The sequence below is a fragment of the Rhizobium mulingense genome, from assembly GCF_029194105.1.
GTDB classification, from domain to species: Bacteria; Pseudomonadota; Alphaproteobacteria; order Rhizobiales; family Rhizobiaceae; genus Rhizobium; species Rhizobium mulingense.
The window spans coordinates 108,445-124,054 of sequence record NZ_JARFVE010000012.1; the positions used below are offsets into that span (position 1 = coordinate 108,445).

The following is a 15,610-nucleotide window of genomic DNA, read 5'->3' on the forward strand; positions in this document are numbered from 1 at the left end:
CTTTCCTACGCGTTAATTAAGGAATCAGCAGGTTGAGCAGGTCTTCAGGTCTTCCGTCGTGATCGTCACCGGATGGGCCGGGATGGTAACCTCGTTGAGCCCCAGCAGCCCGCCGAGGATCGGCAGATCGAAGGTGATGTCGCGCACCTCCAGTCGCATCGTCAGCACGGGCCCGTCCGGGCGGCCCCAATAACCGAGCCCCGATCGCTGGTAGGTGACGACCAGATTCTGCGGTTGGATGCGCCGATTGAGATCGCAAATGCCGGGGTGGGGATCAGTTCCCGCGTTGCAAAGGCCATCGCTTCCCAGGACGATCCGGTCCAATGCCGCCGTGCAGTTTGCGAGAGCCGGTCCGCAGGTCGAGGATATCGAGGCATCGTTCGGTGTGGCTTTGCCGTTGTTGAGCGGATCGGCAGCGTCGGTCGGGAAAACGGCATTGAAATTCGTTGTCAGCGGATCGGATACGGCCGCCAGGCGGGCACCATATTGCAGCGCCTTGACCGTCTGATTCCACTGCGACATGGCATAGCCGAACTCGATGAAGGCGGCGAATACCAGCATAACGATAGGGAAGGTCAGCAACGCTTCGACAAGGCTGACACCACTGCTATCCTGCCAGAATGTCTTGATTGTCCTAAAGGTCACCATCCGATGTATCTCTCTTCATGGGAGGAATTGATCGTGATGGCATCGATCCCGAGGAAGCCGAACACCGGCGAGCTCTTGTAGAGATGAGCAGTCGAAAGGGTGATGTTCCCGTCCGCATCGGGGGCCGTGATGGTGATGTCGGAGGGGTCCTTCCAGTCGGGGACGCGGGGTTCAGCGTCGGCCGCAGGTGTTTGCGTTCCGTAAAAGGCGATCGTCTTCGCCGTCGCCTGACTACATGTCGGCACATAGGTTCCCGACGCGGGTCGGCATCGCGAGAGGTAGCGCCCGGCATCGCGCAAGCCCGCGTCGATCTGCATGCGCTGCCAGAAGATGCTGCCGAACTCCAGTATGGCAGCCGCAAAGAGTGTGACAAAGGGGATCGCGAGCAGCGCTTCCGCAAGCACTGCGCCTTCCTCACGCCGCCAGAAGCCGGGGCAAAGCCGATGCAGGATAAAATTGCGGAGCGCCATCATCTGACCAGCTCCGCTTCTTCCCGCAGGAATTCGTCTGCCGTACCGCGACCACCCTTGCCGGTGATGTCGATCATCTCTAGGGAAAGGTATCGTTCGCTAGAATCCTTTATCGCCGGCTTGGTCAGGAACATGCGCGCGAAGGCGACGGCGCGGGTGGCCTTGTGACCGTTCAGATGACCGACCGAGGCTTCATAGCCACAGTTGACGATGGCTGAGAAGATCTCGCGGCGATCACCATATTCAGCCGCCGTATAGTTCGAAAGGTCCGGGCCGGTATAGCACTGGCCGCCGGTTGTCGGTTTGCCCGTTTCGCCATTCGCCGAGGCATGGTTGATCAGAGATGGGTTGGCAAGCTCGTAACGATAAACGTCGTATGCGGAAGGCTGGCTTGGTGTTCCAGTCGCCTGCGGGGGATAACTGGAGTAGTTGCTGAGGACCGTGCTCACCGAGGGCGCAGCCGTGCCCTGCGCGACATTCCAATAGGTCGTGTAGTTCCAGTTGTTGCCGCTGCTGATCTTGCCGCCGGAAAGCGAGCTCATGGCCGCTCCGTAGCCGAGCGGCAAAGCCTTGGTCGCATCGCCGACAACATCCCCGACCATGACCGGAGTATAGGTATCGCAGCCTGGCTTTCCCTTGGTGGTTGTCCGAGCGGAGCGTACGTTTCGGGCAGGACGGTATCGATAATCTCCCTTCGCCTTGTTGAACGAGGAGGCATAAAAGCCGAAGCGCGTATTCACCCCGTCTTCGACAGGCCCCGCCACTGCGCCGGTCTCCGTGTCGAGATTGTCCTGGGTGTAGCAGGCGCCGGGATTGCCGGTGGCAAGAGCCTCCGCCAGCACGGAGGCACCATTGCCCAAGGGGGTCCGCAGGAAGCCGAAATTGCCGGGGCCGGGATTGGACGATGAGGTGCTGTGAAGCTCGATCTGTCGCCCGTAGAGATTGCCGGCCGCAAAATTGGTGTGCAAGGCGGCAGCGGCATCTGCGTTGGCGCTTTCACTGGTGTTACCAGCAGGCTCGAACGGATTGCAGATAAAGATCGGCGTCACGTCGCAGGCGCTGGCGTGGTATACCGCCACGGCGTCGGCGGCAATATTGATCGTATCGCGGTTGAAGCCGACCGGGATCGGAAAGATCGTCTGCATCGCTTGCGGCTTGGCGATGACCCAGGCATAGGAAGCTTCGCTGGGCTCTGTCGTTTCCATCGAAGCCGCGATGGGCGTATCGTCGTCGGCCGGGATGCTCTTCAGAAAAAGCACGGTAACGGTGTTTCCGGCATCGTTGCCGGCGTCATAGGTCACGCTGATATTCGAGCCAAGGGACATGCCGGTCCCACCGCCGGAGAAAGCCGCGCTGTTGGCGATTTTCTCGATCGCCGTCTGCGCCCGTGAAATGGCATCGTCGCGGCCATCGAGTTCACGGGCTCCGGCCAGCGCCATCGCGTCGACCGCGTTCTGGAGATCGGTATGCAGGTTGCTGCTGCGGCCGACATCCATGACCAGCAGCGAAAAGCCGAGAAGCATCGGCATGGCGATGAGCGTCAAGGCGATGACATAGCCACGATGATCGTTCCAGAAGCGTCTGACAACCCTGCTGAGCATTGGCGTCCCCCCGTCACGGCGCTATCGTCGTGACGACCCCTTTTCGTGCATTTTCCCCTCCGGCGCTGCCGCCGTTCATGCCTTTCGCCAGCTACTGGCTGGCGGTCGCCCCGTTGGAGGCCCCATTCGCCCCCATGGCCGGCGACGGCTGAACAACGCCCAGCCCGCCGTTCTGATATTGAGTGACCACCCTGCGGATGACCTTGCCATCGCTTGCGATCTGGGTTCGCTGGGCTTCCGGCGGGAACGGGTCCTCAATATGGATGGCCTTGTTTGCTTCCACGGCGTTCCCGACCCCGAAAGTGACCGAGTCGCGATGGTTCAAGTAGTCGGCGCAGCCGGAAGCGAGGCCGGCGGCTGCAAGGACGAGAAGGACGCGCTTAGCGTTTTGTAGCAACGGCTTGGACTCCCTGGTTCAGGTCGAGACGATGACCGTAAGGCCCGGTCACGCCTACGCCATTGCGAAAGCGTCGGAGCATGTCCTTGTCGACTTCCAGGACACCGAGTGCGAAGAGCTCCACGTCGTTAGACGAGCGCGTCTGATCGAGCGGACTGTAGAGGTCCTCACCCGGGCGGGCCGGGCGCACAATGTGTGGCGTGACAACGATAACGAGATCGGATTCCTTCTTCTGGAAACTCGTCGAACGGAACAGTGCGCCGAGGACCGGTATCTGCCCGAGTCCCGGCAATTGCTGGATGTCTTTAGCATTGATCGACTGCAGCAGGCCGGCCAAGGCAAAGCTCTGGCCGTCGCGGAGCGCGACCGTGGTGCTGGCAGCGCGCGAGATGAACCCCGGATTGCCGTTGACGTTGATCGACGGATCAATCTCGGAAACCTCAGGTTCGATCTCCAGGTTGATGAGGCCATCATCAAGAACCACCGGCTTGAAGGTCAGTCGCACACCGAAGGGGCGATAGTCCGTCTCGGTGGCGACAGTTGTGCCGTTGTTCGTCGTCTTCAGGATCGGCACTTCACCGCCGGCATGGAAGCTGGCGGTCGAGCCGCTCATGGCGATGAGGTTCGGCTGAGCCAGGCGGCGCACCAATCCCTTCTGCTCGAGGGCGTTGATGACCACATCGATGTGGCCGCCCGAGATTTCCAGCACCTTGGCAATCAACTGGCCGAAGGGCAGCGCACCCGTTGCCGCACCCTTGGGGTCAAGAAGGGTACGGGCCAAGCTGCCGTCGTCCACGGCGATCCCCTGGCTGGTGGTTGCCTTGCCGATGCGGTTGTTGTTGCCCTGCCCGGACCAACCGATCCCGAGGTCACGACCCGTCTGGCGCGAGGCTTCGATGACACGGACCTCCAGCATCACCTGCTGGCTGTCACTGACGCGCAACTGATTCAGCACCGGCTGGTCGGAATAGGACTGGGCGATTTCCATCACCCGCTGCAGTTCGATGCCGTCACGGACGAAGCCTGTCAGGCGAATGCGATCGTTGGAGTTGATTACCCTGACCCGAGCCGAGGGCGCGGCTGAGCGAATGGCGGAGGCGACTTCACTGAAGTCGCTGGCAACGCGGATGTCAATGACACCGAGAAGCGACTTGTCGTCGCCATAGACCGAGATATTGGTGGCGCCGGTCTTTTTGCCGCGAATGAACAGCGACTTGTCGGAAAGCGGCACTACGTCGATCATATCGGCGCTGCCGATGACGAGATCCCCGAAAGGCTGGCCGGTGTTGAGCGTCAACGTCTCGTTCGGAGGCAACGTCACGTGCTGGACCGATCTGCCGAGTGAGATGGATTTTTCCTGTGCGTTGGCGCAGCCGGCAAATCCGGGGCCTAAACACACACAGGCCGAAAACACTGCCGCTAATGCCGCAAGGCTTTTCGTCCTTGCGATTCTTCTCTTGCCATACGCCATGCCTGCTTTAGCCCCTTCCTCCGGCCGGCCGCACCTGCGGCATGCCGCATAAACATCACTGGACCAGGCCGACTCGGTGCTCCTCGCGCTTCGTCGTGTTCCAGACACCCACTGTCACCCACTTCGGCTCAACCGGCAACACCGGTTCAACCTTTTGTTCCACAATCTGCACTTGTTTTTCGGGTTCTGGCAACATCTTTTCCAAATCCTTGCCCAGTTCCGTCGCCATCGCGCCGCCACCGAGGTCGGCGACGGTGATCGGCCGCGTCTGTTCGACAGAGGAAGAGGCAACATTGCGAAGCGCCAGCGAGAGCGTGCCGATACTGGAGCCGAGGGTAAGGCGCTGGGCCTCATCAGTCGTGACCTCAAAGGTCACGGTCTTGACGACGGACGGCTCGTCCTTGCGCTCGTCTGCCGTCTGGTCCACTGCAAGCACTTTGACGCCCTGCAGCAGCACGTCGACGAAGGTCTGATCGTTGCCTGCCGGTCCGCGCACGACCCGCGTCAGAAGCACGTCGACGCGATCCGAAGGTCTTACGAAGCCGGCAACGCCGAGCACGTCGTTGACACGGATGGAGACTGCCTTCATGCCCTGGTCGAGCGCCGCCGACAGCGTGGCGCGTTCGCCGGCACCCGTGATCTTCGAGGATAGCACCGGCTCGCCAGGGTCGATCGCGGCCATGGCATAACGCGGCTGGGCATCATTGCCGACGACCAGATCGATACTAACGAATGAGCCCGTGGGTGTTTCATTGGAGGGCCACGGAATGGCCCTGAGATTTTCGGATCGGATCCGGTCGCCGAAGCGCATTGGCTTGGCGGCGACGACAAGTGTCCGTTCCTCGGCCTTCACGCCGTTCATCGCCAGCAGCCGGGCCTTCTGATCGGAGAGATACGCGCGCATGCCGAAAACTGCGGCGGCGGCGAGTACAAATGCAATAACGAGGCTTAAAATCGTTGAAGAACGCATCGCGGTTACTCGCTACACTGGACGGAGCGCATCCATTCATTGCTGCTAATTTAGAAGAAAGGGGTTAACAAAACCCCTCTCTTCAGCTCAAAAACGCTGCTCAGGAAGCAGCTGAGGTGCATCAGGCCGGCGGCGCTTCCAGATTTTGTGCTTGGAACCAAGTGGCCCACGATGCCCATGCCGTGTTGAGTTCACCGCCGATCAGGACAACTGATGCAACAACTCCGCCGACCAACAAACCAAGCAGAATAAGATATTCAGTCAGCGCGACGCCATCTTCTTCCCGCGCGAAAGCGCGTACGCTATTTACAAATGCTTTCATCGAGAATTAACCTCCCAGGTAAGTTGTGCGCCGTAATTCCCCCGGCACGCTTTGTCGTTGAGACCGCCCCTTCGACTGGAAATATTAATAGTCTGTTAATTCTAATTTAGTCAATTGTTTTATACCAGCTCGAATTGAGAACTATACTTATGGTTAAGACCAAAACACGAGGACTGATCATAAAAACCCGGGAAAATATGCCGAATCTGAGTAAAAACGGACCTACGTGGTAGATTTCCATAGCCCAAAAGGTTGAATCCTATGATTGGAATGATAGTTGTTGTTAATTCGCTTTCGGTATTACTTTTTCTCTATGCCGCCTGGACCGATTTCCGCACCTGGAAGCTCCCCAATGCGGTCGCGCTTGCGCTCGTGACACTTTATGCAGTGCGCGCGGTGGCCGTGATGCTAGGCTCCGAGGATCTCGGCGCTGCGTTGTTTGCTTCGAGCGGAATTGGAGGCGACATTGGGGCCGGTCTGCTGATGTTTATGCTCGGCGTGATGCTATGGGCGTTCCGGCTGTTTGGCGCAGGAGACGCCAAGCTTTTCCTCCCGATCGGCCTTTTTGTCGGATGGCACGGAATGCTGCCGTTTTCGTTCTTGCTCCTCGTCCTCGGCGTCGTGACGCTCTTGGTCCTGCGGCTGCCGGTACCGTTGCGCGTCGCACATCTCGCCTTTTTCATGCGCATCGAGGAAATCCGGGCAAGCCGGAAGATACCTTACGGCGTCCTCATGGTCTTCGCCGCGCTCCTTACCTTGGCTCTGCAGCTACGGTGACCGGCGTGGACATAGCTTCCTCGCAAGAGAAGCCTGGCCGCTCCGGTGAAGTCAGATGGCATTCGCGGAAAAACCCGGATCGGCGTGATGGCAGGCGGTCAGCAGCCCGGGGGCTGCCGTCCTGTTCGTCAATGCCGGCTCCTGTTCCGCGCAGATCGAGGTCGCCTTCCAGCAGCGCGTTCGAAACCGGCATCCGCTCGGTGGATCGACGGGGCTTGGCAGGTCGCCTTTCAGAACGATGCGGCTGCGTTGTCCGCCAAGCCGCGGATCCGGTGTCGGGACTGCCGACATCAGAGCCTGCGTGTAAGGATGGGCCGGCGCGCTGAAAATCGACTGTTTCGGCCCTGTTTCAATGATTTTGCCGAGATACATGACCATCACGCGGTCGGAGACATGCCGCACGACGGCCAGATCATGGGCGACGAACAGCATCGCCAGATTGCGCTCGCGCCTCAGCCTGGCGAGCAGATTGACGACCTGCGCCTGGACCGAGACGTCGAGGGCCGAGACCGGCTCGTCGCAGACGAGGAGGGTCGGATCGAGGGTCAGGGCGCGCGCGATGCCGAGCCGCTGACGCTGGCCTCCCGAAAATTCGGAGGGATAGCGGTCCGCATGTTCGGCGCGCAATCCGACGGATTCGAGCAGCCTGACCGTCTCCTCCCGCCATTTGGATTTGGGCAGGACGCCGGGATGCAGCGCCCAGGGTTCGGCAATTAACCGGTCGACCCGCAGGCGCGGATTGAGCGACTGGTAGGGGTCCTGGAAGATGACCTGCATCTTTCGGCGCAGATCGTGCAACTGGCGGCCGCTTGCACTGGTGATCTCGACGCCGTCGAGCAGGACGCTGCCGCTCGTTGCCGGCCCGAGCTTCAGGAGTGTGCGTACCAGCGAGGTCTTGCCGCATCCGCTTTCGCCGACGAGGCCGACCGTTTCTCCATGGGCGATGTCGAAGCTGACGTCATCGACGGCGCGTACCGCCGTTGCGCCACTGCCGAAATGCCGGGAGAGATTTTGCACTTTGAGAAGAGGCTCGGTCATGCTGGCGTTACCGGGAAGTGGCAGGCGGCCTGGCGGCCTGGACCGACGGTTTCAAGACGAGGCGCCAGCTCGGCGCAGACGCCCTCGGCGCGCGGACAGCGTGTCCTGAAGGCACAGCCGGACGGCAGGGCGACAGGATTGGGGGCCGAGCCGGGGATCGGGATCAGTTCGTCCTCATCGGTGTCGATGCGCGGCTGCGAGGCAAGCAGCCCGACGCTGTAAGGATGCCGGGCATCCTCGAAGAGTTCGAAAACACTTGCGGTTTCGACGATGCGGCCGGCATACATGACCGCGACACGGTCTGCCAGCTCGGCCACCACGCCGAGATCATGGGTGATGAAGATCATGCCGGCATTGCTGCGGCCGCGGATGGTGCGGAGTAGCTCGACCACCTGCGCCTGGATCGTAACGTCGAGCGCCGTTGTCGGCTCGTCGGCAATGATGATATCCGGTTCGAGCGCCACGGCCATGGCGATCATGATGCGCTGGCGCATGCCGCCCGAAAACTCGTGCGGATATTGCCTGGCGCGCCGTTCGGAGTCGGGAATACCGATCGCCGTCAGCAGGTCGATCACCGCATTTTCCACACCGCCCTCCGGCTTGCGCCCATGGATGCGGAACATCTCGGCGATCTGCCAGCCGACCGGATAGACCGGGTTGAGCGACGCCAGCGCGTCCTGGAAGATCAGGGCGATCCGGTCACCGCACAGATCACGCCGCTCGCTCCTCGGAAGTTGCAGCAACTCGGTGCCCTCGAAGCGGATGGAGCCGCGGTCGATGGCGCCAGGCGGATCGGGAACGAGGTCCATGATGGCCGAGGCGGTCACCGACTTTCCCGAGCCGCTTTCTCCCAGAAGCGCCAGAACCTCGCCGCGCTCAAGCGAGAAGGAAACGCCGTTGAGCGCGAGGATGCGGCCGGCAGCCGTATCGAAGCTGACCTGAAGGTCCCTAACATCGAGAAGAGTCATCAGCGCCTCCGGCTGACAAGCCGCCAGTGCTGTGACGGATCATTGACGATCCGGAACCAGTTGGCGAGAAGGTTGAAGGACATGGTGGTGAACATGACGGCAAGCCCGGGGAAGAAGCTGAGCCACCAGGCGGAGGACAGGTAGCCCTGGCCCTGCGCGACCATCAGGCCCCAGCTGACCGAAGGCGGCTGTATCCCAAGTCCGAGATAACTGAGCCCGGATTCGAACAGCATGACCATGGCAAGATTGACGGAGGCGAGCGTCAGCATTGTCGGTGCGACGCTCGGGAGAATGTGGGTGCGCAGGATCCAGGCTGGTCCGCCGCCGAAGACGCGCGCCGCATCGACGAACAGCCTCTCGCGGACCTCCAGCGTTTCGGCCCGTGCGACTCGGATATAGGCCGGCATGCGGGTCACGGCGAGCACGATCACGAGGTTTCCGACGCTCGGGCCGAATAGATAGAGGCCGAACAAGGCCACCAGCAGCGTCGGGAAGCCGAGGATAATGTCGCAGATCCGCATGATGAGGCTGCCGACGAAGCCGCCGAAATAGCCGGCGACGACGCCGAGCAGCGTCCCCCCGGCCAGGCTCGTCAATACCGTGACGAGAGCGATCCCGATCGTCGTCGATGCCGCCTCGATGAGACGGACGAGGAGCGGGCGTCCGAGCGCATCGGCGCCCAGCCACAAGCTCCAGGACTGCCCGAAGTTGAAGGGCGGCAGGTTGCGTGCCTTGAGCGAGATGCGGTTCTCACCCAGGAGCGAAAGGCTGTCAGCGACAACGGCAAGCACGACAATCAGCAGCCAGATGGTTGCCGCCACCGCCATCGGATCTCCCGAAAGCGCCCGCATGAGCCAGAGGATGCGCCTGCCGCGGCGCTCTCGGACGGGAAGGAGCTCGGCGGATGTGTCGGTCATTCGACCCTCACGCGCGGATCGATCGAGGCATAGAGCATGTCGATCAGGATATTGATGACGAAGATGACGACGGCGACGGCAAAGATCGATGCCTGAACGATCGCGAAATCGCGTTTCAGGATGCCGTCGATCAGCAGTTTGCCGATGCCAGGAAAGCCGAAGACCACTTCGACGACACCGCCGCCGCCGGCGAACTGGGCGGCGAGGTCGCCGGTCACCGTGACCGCCGGAAGGAGCGCGTTGCGAAGCGCGTGCACGAAGGTGACGCGTCCATCGCGGGCACCCTTGGCGCGGGCAGTGCGGACGAATGTCGCGTTCAGCGCTTCGATCATCGAGCCGCGGACGATCTGCACCAGAGTTCCGAAAGGTCGGGCAAACAGGCAGGCGACCGGCAACACCCAGTAGACGGGACCGCCAAAGCCTGAGGTCGGTAGAATTCGGAAGGTGACCGCAAACAGAAGGACACCCATCAGGCCGAGCCAGAAATCGGGTACGCTGGCGGCGGACTGCGACAGGAGGTTGATGCCCCGGTCGATCCAGCCACCGGCATTCACTGCCGCAATCGACCCGACGACGATCGCGGCGGCAAAGGCAAGCGCCAAGGCAATGGCGCCGAGCGCCAATGTGTTCGGCAAGGCTTCCAGCACGACGTTCATCGCGGGACGATGGTGCCAGAGAGACATGCCGAAATCGAGGCTGAGCATATCCCAGGCCCAATCGAAGAACTGGGCGAGAAGGGAACGATCGAGGCCAAGGCGGACGCGCATGGCTTCGCGCGCCGCATCCGAGGCGTCGACAGGCAGATAGAGATTGACGGGATCACCCGTCAGCCGCACGAGAAAAAAGGCTGACGTCATCAGAGCCGCAAGTGCGAGCGCTGCGAAGGCGGCACGTTTCAGGAAATAGGCGAGGGACATCCGCTCTCCTCAGGCGACAGTGTTTAGGCTCATCGATCAGCGATAGCTGATCGACTTCAGCTTGATCTCGTTGCCGGCCTGCACATCGGGGGTGTAGTTCACGTCCTTTGCGACCCGGGCAATAGAGACCATGTGGAAGAGCGGCGCGATATTGACCGCATCGACGGCGATGTAAGGGAACGCTTCCTGGAACAGCTTCTTGCGCTCGTCGCCGGTTGCCTTCGAACCATCGGCGATCAGCTTATCGAGCTTGGGGTCTGCGATTGTCGCCTGATTGCCGTCGGTGGTGAAGCGGTTGGGCAGGGTGAAGACGGCATCTCCCTCGGCATTGTCGATCTGCGTCTGCAGTATGGACGGCGGGCGATCCTTACCCCACGGCTTCAGAAGCCGGTTCAGCCACGGGCTGGTCTCGAGCATCTCAAGCCGCGCATTGAAACCGGCATCCGCGAGCATCGCCTGAACTGCCTCCAGGCTTTCGGAGGAGTTGGGATAGATGCCGATGCGACCGTAGATGAGGATCTCCTTATCGACCGGTACGCCATCGGCCTTGGCTGCAGCAAGCAGCGACTTCGCCTTTTCCGGATCATAGGTCCAGACGGGAATGTCGGGATTGAAGCCGAACACCGAAGGCGGCACGACCTGCATCGCCTTCTGGGCGTCCCCATGGAAAATGGTTCCGACGAGGCCGTCCCGGTCGATGGCGAGATTGAGGGCTTCGCGCACGCGTTTGTCGTTCAGTGGTGGGACCTGGGCATCGATCCTCAACAGCGAAGTTTCAGCGTTCGGAAAGGCCTGGTCCTGTTCGGTCGTGCCGTCCTGCGGCGCGATCTCATAGGCGACCTGCGCTTCTCCGGTCTCTACCATTGCCGCACGAACGGCGGATTCGGCACGCCAGATGATCGTCGCGTTTTTGATCGCCGGCTTATCGCCCCAATAGCCGTCATAGGCCGTCAGCGTGACGGACTGGCCTGGCGTCCATGCTTCCAGCTTGTAAGGCCCCGTTCCGGCCGGGCTGCGCGTCTTGCCGTCGTCCGGGGTCGCCGGTGAACCAATGTCGACGGCAGACATCTTGTTCGGCAGGATCGGTTCGACGACGTCGGTTTTGATGAGGACGGTCGTCGGATCGGCGGCCTGTGCGTTGAGTTTGACGCCCTTCAAGGTGGCCAGTCCGACTTCGCATGCCAGTGCCGGGTCTTGAGCCCGCTTGACGGCGGCGACGACTGCGTTGGAATCGAACGGCTTGCCGTCATGGAACGTCACGCCCTCGCGCAGCTTGAACTCCCAGGTCAGCTCATCGACCTGTCGCCAGCCGGTGGCAAGGCTTGGAACGACCGATCCGTCCTGCGGGCTGAGGTTGACGAGCGCCTCAGTGATATTGTTGTGCAGGATGCGGGAGTTTCCCGAAAGGTCTGTGTCGCAGGGATCCAGCGACTTCGGTTCGTCCGTTACCACAACCGTCAGCTTGTCCTCGGCAGCGTATGCTGGCATTGCGACACTCGCCGCCAAGGAGATTGCCAGCCCGATGCAAATTGCGTGGATAGTCCTTATCGCCATGAAAGCCTCCTCCCGTTCCCAGCCGCGCGCCGGCATCCAGTTCACGGCAGCCGTTCGGCTGCGCGCGATCTCTTTGGCGCTCTATCGGCTTTACTTCCTCCCGCAAGCGCGTAGTGTCAAATACGACACTTGCGGTGGACAAGATGGTTGGCGACACCGAGCAAGTCAAGAAAATTAATTCTCTAATGGAATATGAATTTCATGAATGAACCAAAGCATGGTTCTCCTGTGGTGGAAAAGACGGCCCATCTGCTTGAGGCGGTGGCCGATGCGAAAACTGGCATTTCCCTTGGGGCTCTGGTCGATCAGCTGCGTGTGCCCCGCTCCACGGTCTACCGCATTCTGAATTCGCTGACCGCGCACGGCCTGGTCGCGCGGGTCAATGGCGGAGCCTCCTACGAACTGGGGCCGAAATTCGTCGAGCTTGCCCGGCGGATATCGCCCGGTGCCGATCGGGTGACGCTCATCGAGGCGGCAAGGCCAATTCTTGCGGCGGCGGCGGAGAGGATAATGGAATCCTTCAAGCTGGCCGTGCCCGAGGGGCATGAGATGATGACGATATTCGCCGCTTCGAGCCCCGGCGATTATGCTTTGTTTATCAAGGTCGGCGCGCGCTCGCGCAAGCACGTCGGAGCGGCGGGCAAGCTTGCTCTGGCCTATTCGGACTATAGCGAAACCGAAGCCTACTGCTCCGGCGGGCTGGAGGCCAAGACGCCCTACACGATGACTGATCCGGAGGCGCTGAAAGAAGCACTCGTGGAAATTCGCCGCAACGGATACGCTGAGGACAATCAGGAATCCAACCTCGGCTTGCGCGCCTTCGCCGCACCAGTATTCGATGATCAAGGTCGTCTGATCGCCACCGTCAGCGTGCCTTTCATTGGGGAGGCAACACCGGATCGGGCTCGGTCGATCAGGCGCGAGGTCCTGGAGGCGGCTGCTACGCTGACGAAAACCATCAATGGGCTCAATCCATTGTCCAAATAAGAAACTATAAATCCGCTATTGAACAATTGCTTTGATATGGTAGATCTTTCGCCGAACAAGGGGAGGGATCTCATGACCGCTTTGGACCCATCGGTTTACGCCAAACTTTTGCAGACGAATTCGGCGAGTCTCAGCAGTTTGCTGCTGAAGCGGGGACTGAGGAACACGGCTGTTCGCGGGGTGCGCCCGCTCGCGGCCGCCGAAAAACCGATGATCGGTCCGGCCGTCACCGTCCGTTATATTCCGGCCCGCGAGGATATCGACGGTTCGACCTATAGTTCCGATCCGTCAAACCAGCAGCGCAAGGCGATCGACACGATACCGGAGGGCCACGTGCTTGTGTTCGACTGCCGCTCGATCGCCGAGATCGCCGGCATTGGCGCGGTACTGGCTCGTCGCCTTGTCTATCGCGGCTGCGCCGGTCTCGTGCTCGACGGAGGTGTTCGCGACACCGCCGATATCGCCCATCTCGGGCTTCCCACCTATTGCCTGGGTCCTGCAGCGCCCGCCAATCTGGTTGCCCATCATGCATCGGATATGAACCAGCCGATTGCCTGCGGCGGCGTTGCGGTCTACCCGGATGACATCGTTTTCGGCGACTGCGAAGCCGTCATCATCATTCCTCGCGAATATGTCGGCGAAATTGCCGACGAGGCAGTCGCGATGGAGGAGCAGGAGGAATTCCTGAAGCTGGAGATCGAATCCGGCAAGCCGACACTCGGCGTCTACCCGCCCAACAAAGAAACGCTCGAGCGGTTCCAGGCGTGGCGCAAGGCCCGAGTTCAAGCCGTCTGAGACGTGGCTTATATTTTCTGAAGGTCGTTGGCGTCAGTCACGCACATCCGACCCGCCGTGAAGCGGTCATGGATGCGGCGATGAAGGCTTGAGGGCCGTCCTGCATTCTTGAACTCGCGTATGTCGGCCGCTTTGTCTTGACGCGGGCACGCGCTCGTTGCTGCGGTAAATTTCTGCGTCCCCTATATTTTTGCGCCAACTGACACAAGACGTTCATTTGAACATTGTATCTGGGCATTCGAGCGGCTGACGGCGAATGTCGGTCAAGCCGATCATGCTGTGACACTGAGAAGCCGTTCGGTGCTCAGTATGCGTGCATTCGACATGTTCATTTGAACATTCCGTTATTGCAATGTGAAACTCCGCTGCTACCATTGCCGCGCGTCTGGAGCGGGAGGCTGCGGACCGAAAGAAAGTGGGAGTGACCATGAATAAGATCGCTTTTTTCCTGACCGCAGGACTGACCAGCCTGTCGTTGTCTGCGCCAGCAATGGCTGCCACGAAGATCCAGTGGTGGCATGCAATGGGCGGCGAGAACGGCGCGAAGCTGGAGCAAATCGCCAAGGGCTTCAACGCATCTCAATCCGATTATGAAATCGTGCCGGTCTATAAGGGCACGTATGACGAGACTCTGACAGGCGCCATCGCTGCCTTCCGCGCCAATCAGCAGCCTGCGATCGTGCAGGTCTACGAGGTCGGCACCGGAACCATGATGGCAGCGCAGGGGGCCGTCTATCCGGTGTACCAACTGATGAAGGATCAAGGCGAATCCTGGGATCAGAACAAATTCATTGCGCCCGTCGTCGGTTATTATTCGGACACCAGCGGCAATGTCTTGTCCTTGCCGTTCAACTCCTCCACGCCGATCATGTATTACAACAAGGACGTGTTCAAGAAGGCTGGCCTTGATCCGGAGACGCCGCCGAAAACCTGGGCGGATGTAGAGTCTTATTCGCGTACGATCGTCAAGTCGGGCGCTGCCAAGTGCGGGTTCACCAGCGCCTGGATTTCATGGATTCAGACCGAAAATCTCAACGCCCTGCATGACAAGCCTTACTCCACCAAGGCAAACGGCTTCGGCGGCCTGGACGCGGAATTTACCTTCAACAACGATCTGACGATCCGCCACTGGGGGAACCTGAAGAAGTGGCAGGATGAAGGGCTCTTTAAATTCGGCGGACCTGTCGGCGGCGATAACGCCCCTCCGATGTTCTATTCGCAGGAATGCGCGATGTACATGAACTCGTCGGCCGGCCGTGCCGGCGTGATCAACAATGCCAAAAATTTCAAAGTCGGCTTCGCACCGCTTCCCTATTATGACGACGTCATTGCGCAGCCGCTCAATTCGATCATCGGCGGCGCCACGCTTTGGACGCTGAAGGGCCGCCCGGAAGAAGAATATAAGGGTGTGGCAAAGTTCTACACCTATCTGCAGAAGCCGGAAGTTCAGGCCGACTGGCATCAGTTCTCAGGCTACCTGCCGATCACCGAAGCTGCCTACAAGCTGAGCCAGGAGCAGGGATTTTATGAAAAGAATCCTGGCGCAGATGTCGGCATCAAGCAGTTGACGAGGGTCACGCCGACCGAAAATTCCAAGGGTATCCGGTTTGGCAATTACGTCCAGGTCCGCGGCATCATCGACGATGAATTCGCCGCACTGCTGGGCGGCAAGAAGACCGCGAAGGAAGCGCTTGATTCCGTTGTCGCGCGCGGCAACGAGCAGCTTCGCGATTTCGAATCCGCCAACTAAGGGCTCCGGGCAGGGGTCGGCGCGGCCG

The 15,610-nt window shown here is 60.5% G+C and carries 16 protein-coding genes; 4 read left to right on the top strand and 12 right to left on the bottom strand.

The window, feature by feature from the left end; translation table 11 throughout:
* Positions 1-24 precede the first annotated feature (24 nt).
* From PYR71_RS24095 to PYR71_RS24125, 7 genes are all read right to left on the bottom strand, one after another.
* Positions 25-648, bottom strand: coding sequence for a TadE/TadG family type IV pilus assembly protein (locus tag PYR71_RS24095; RefSeq protein WP_275621130.1), 624 nt, complete (start codon positions 646-648; stop codon positions 25-27).
* Complete coding sequence (locus PYR71_RS24100) at positions 642-1,121, bottom strand: TadE/TadG family type IV pilus assembly protein (protein WP_275621131.1); 480 nt, start codon at positions 1,119-1,121, stop codon at positions 642-644. Before PYR71_RS24100 ends, PYR71_RS24095 begins: the two co-directional genes overlap by 7 nt.
* Positions 1,118-2,719 (bottom strand): TadE/TadG family type IV pilus assembly protein, encoded by a 1,602-nt coding sequence (locus tag PYR71_RS24105; RefSeq protein ID WP_275621132.1) that lies wholly within the window; start codon positions 2,717-2,719, stop codon positions 1,118-1,120. Before PYR71_RS24105 ends, PYR71_RS24100 begins: the two co-directional genes overlap by 4 nt.
* Before the next feature lie 91 nt (positions 2,720-2,810).
* The gene (locus PYR71_RS24110) at positions 2,811-3,116 is read right to left on the bottom strand and encodes a hypothetical protein (protein WP_275621133.1); all 306 of its coding nucleotides are present in this window, start codon (positions 3,114-3,116) and stop codon (positions 2,811-2,813) included.
* Positions 3,100-4,587, bottom strand: coding sequence for a type II and III secretion system protein family protein (locus tag PYR71_RS24115; RefSeq protein ID WP_183916437.1), 1,488 nt, complete (start codon positions 4,585-4,587; stop codon positions 3,100-3,102). The genes PYR71_RS24110 and PYR71_RS24115 overlap by 17 nt, the downstream gene beginning before the upstream one ends.
* A gap of 55 nt (positions 4,588-4,642) precedes the next feature.
* On the bottom strand, positions 4,643-5,557 hold the full coding sequence (cpaB, locus tag PYR71_RS24120) for a Flp pilus assembly protein CpaB (RefSeq protein ID WP_183916439.1): 915 nt from the start codon (positions 5,555-5,557) through the stop codon (positions 4,643-4,645).
* Between the two features lie 121 nt (positions 5,558-5,678).
* A complete protein-coding gene (locus PYR71_RS24125; RefSeq protein WP_183916441.1) occupies positions 5,679-5,879 on the bottom strand; it encodes a hypothetical protein in 201 nt (66 codons plus the stop codon).
* A gap of 261 nt (positions 5,880-6,140) precedes the next feature.
* On the opposite strand from PYR71_RS24125, the gene PYR71_RS24130 reads away from it, so the two are divergent.
* Complete coding sequence (locus PYR71_RS24130; protein ID WP_275621232.1) at positions 6,141-6,656, top strand: prepilin peptidase; 516 nt, start codon at positions 6,141-6,143, stop codon at positions 6,654-6,656.
* Positions 6,657-6,707: 51 nt separating this feature from the next.
* Here the strand turns inward: PYR71_RS24130 and PYR71_RS24135 are convergent, their stop codons facing one another.
* The 5 genes from PYR71_RS24135 to PYR71_RS24155 are packed head-to-tail and all read right to left on the bottom strand — an operon-like array spanning position 6,708 to position 12,050.
* Positions 6,708-7,694, bottom strand: coding sequence for an ABC transporter ATP-binding protein (locus tag PYR71_RS24135; protein ID WP_275621134.1), 987 nt, complete (start codon positions 7,692-7,694; stop codon positions 6,708-6,710).
* Positions 7,691-8,662 (bottom strand): ABC transporter ATP-binding protein, encoded by a 972-nt coding sequence (locus PYR71_RS24140; protein WP_275621135.1) that lies wholly within the window; start codon positions 8,660-8,662, stop codon positions 7,691-7,693. Before PYR71_RS24140 ends, PYR71_RS24135 begins: the two co-directional genes overlap by 4 nt.
* Positions 8,662-9,579 carry an ABC transporter permease gene (locus tag PYR71_RS24145; protein ID WP_275621136.1) on the bottom strand — a complete coding sequence of 306 codons (918 nt, stop codon included), beginning with the start codon at positions 9,577-9,579 and terminating at the stop codon, positions 8,662-8,664. Before PYR71_RS24145 ends, PYR71_RS24140 begins: the two co-directional genes overlap by 1 nt.
* Positions 9,576-10,496, bottom strand: a complete 921-nt coding sequence (locus PYR71_RS24150) for an ABC transporter permease (protein WP_183916452.1) — start codon at positions 10,494-10,496, stop codon at positions 9,576-9,578. The genes PYR71_RS24145 and PYR71_RS24150 overlap by 4 nt, the downstream gene beginning before the upstream one ends.
* 36 nt (positions 10,497-10,532) lie before the next feature.
* Positions 10,533-12,050, bottom strand: coding sequence for an ABC transporter substrate-binding protein (locus tag PYR71_RS24155; protein ID WP_323115740.1), 1,518 nt, complete (start codon positions 12,048-12,050; stop codon positions 10,533-10,535).
* Between the two features lie 201 nt (positions 12,051-12,251).
* On the opposite strand from PYR71_RS24155, the gene PYR71_RS24160 reads away from it, so the two are divergent.
* From PYR71_RS24160 to ugpB, 3 genes are all read left to right on the top strand, one after another.
* Positions 12,252-13,037 (top strand): IclR family transcriptional regulator, encoded by a 786-nt coding sequence (locus PYR71_RS24160; protein ID WP_275621138.1) that lies wholly within the window; start codon positions 12,252-12,254, stop codon positions 13,035-13,037.
* Positions 13,038-13,109: 72 nt separating this feature from the next.
* The gene (locus PYR71_RS24165) at positions 13,110-13,832 is read left to right on the top strand and encodes an RraA family protein (protein ID WP_275621139.1); all 723 of its coding nucleotides are present in this window, start codon (positions 13,110-13,112) and stop codon (positions 13,830-13,832) included.
* 427 nt (positions 13,833-14,259) lie between these two features.
* Positions 14,260-15,582 carry a sn-glycerol-3-phosphate ABC transporter substrate-binding protein UgpB gene (ugpB, locus tag PYR71_RS24170; RefSeq protein ID WP_183916460.1) on the top strand — a complete coding sequence of 441 codons (1,323 nt, stop codon included), beginning with the start codon at positions 14,260-14,262 and terminating at the stop codon, positions 15,580-15,582.
* The last annotated feature ends 28 nt before the right edge of the window (positions 15,583-15,610 follow it).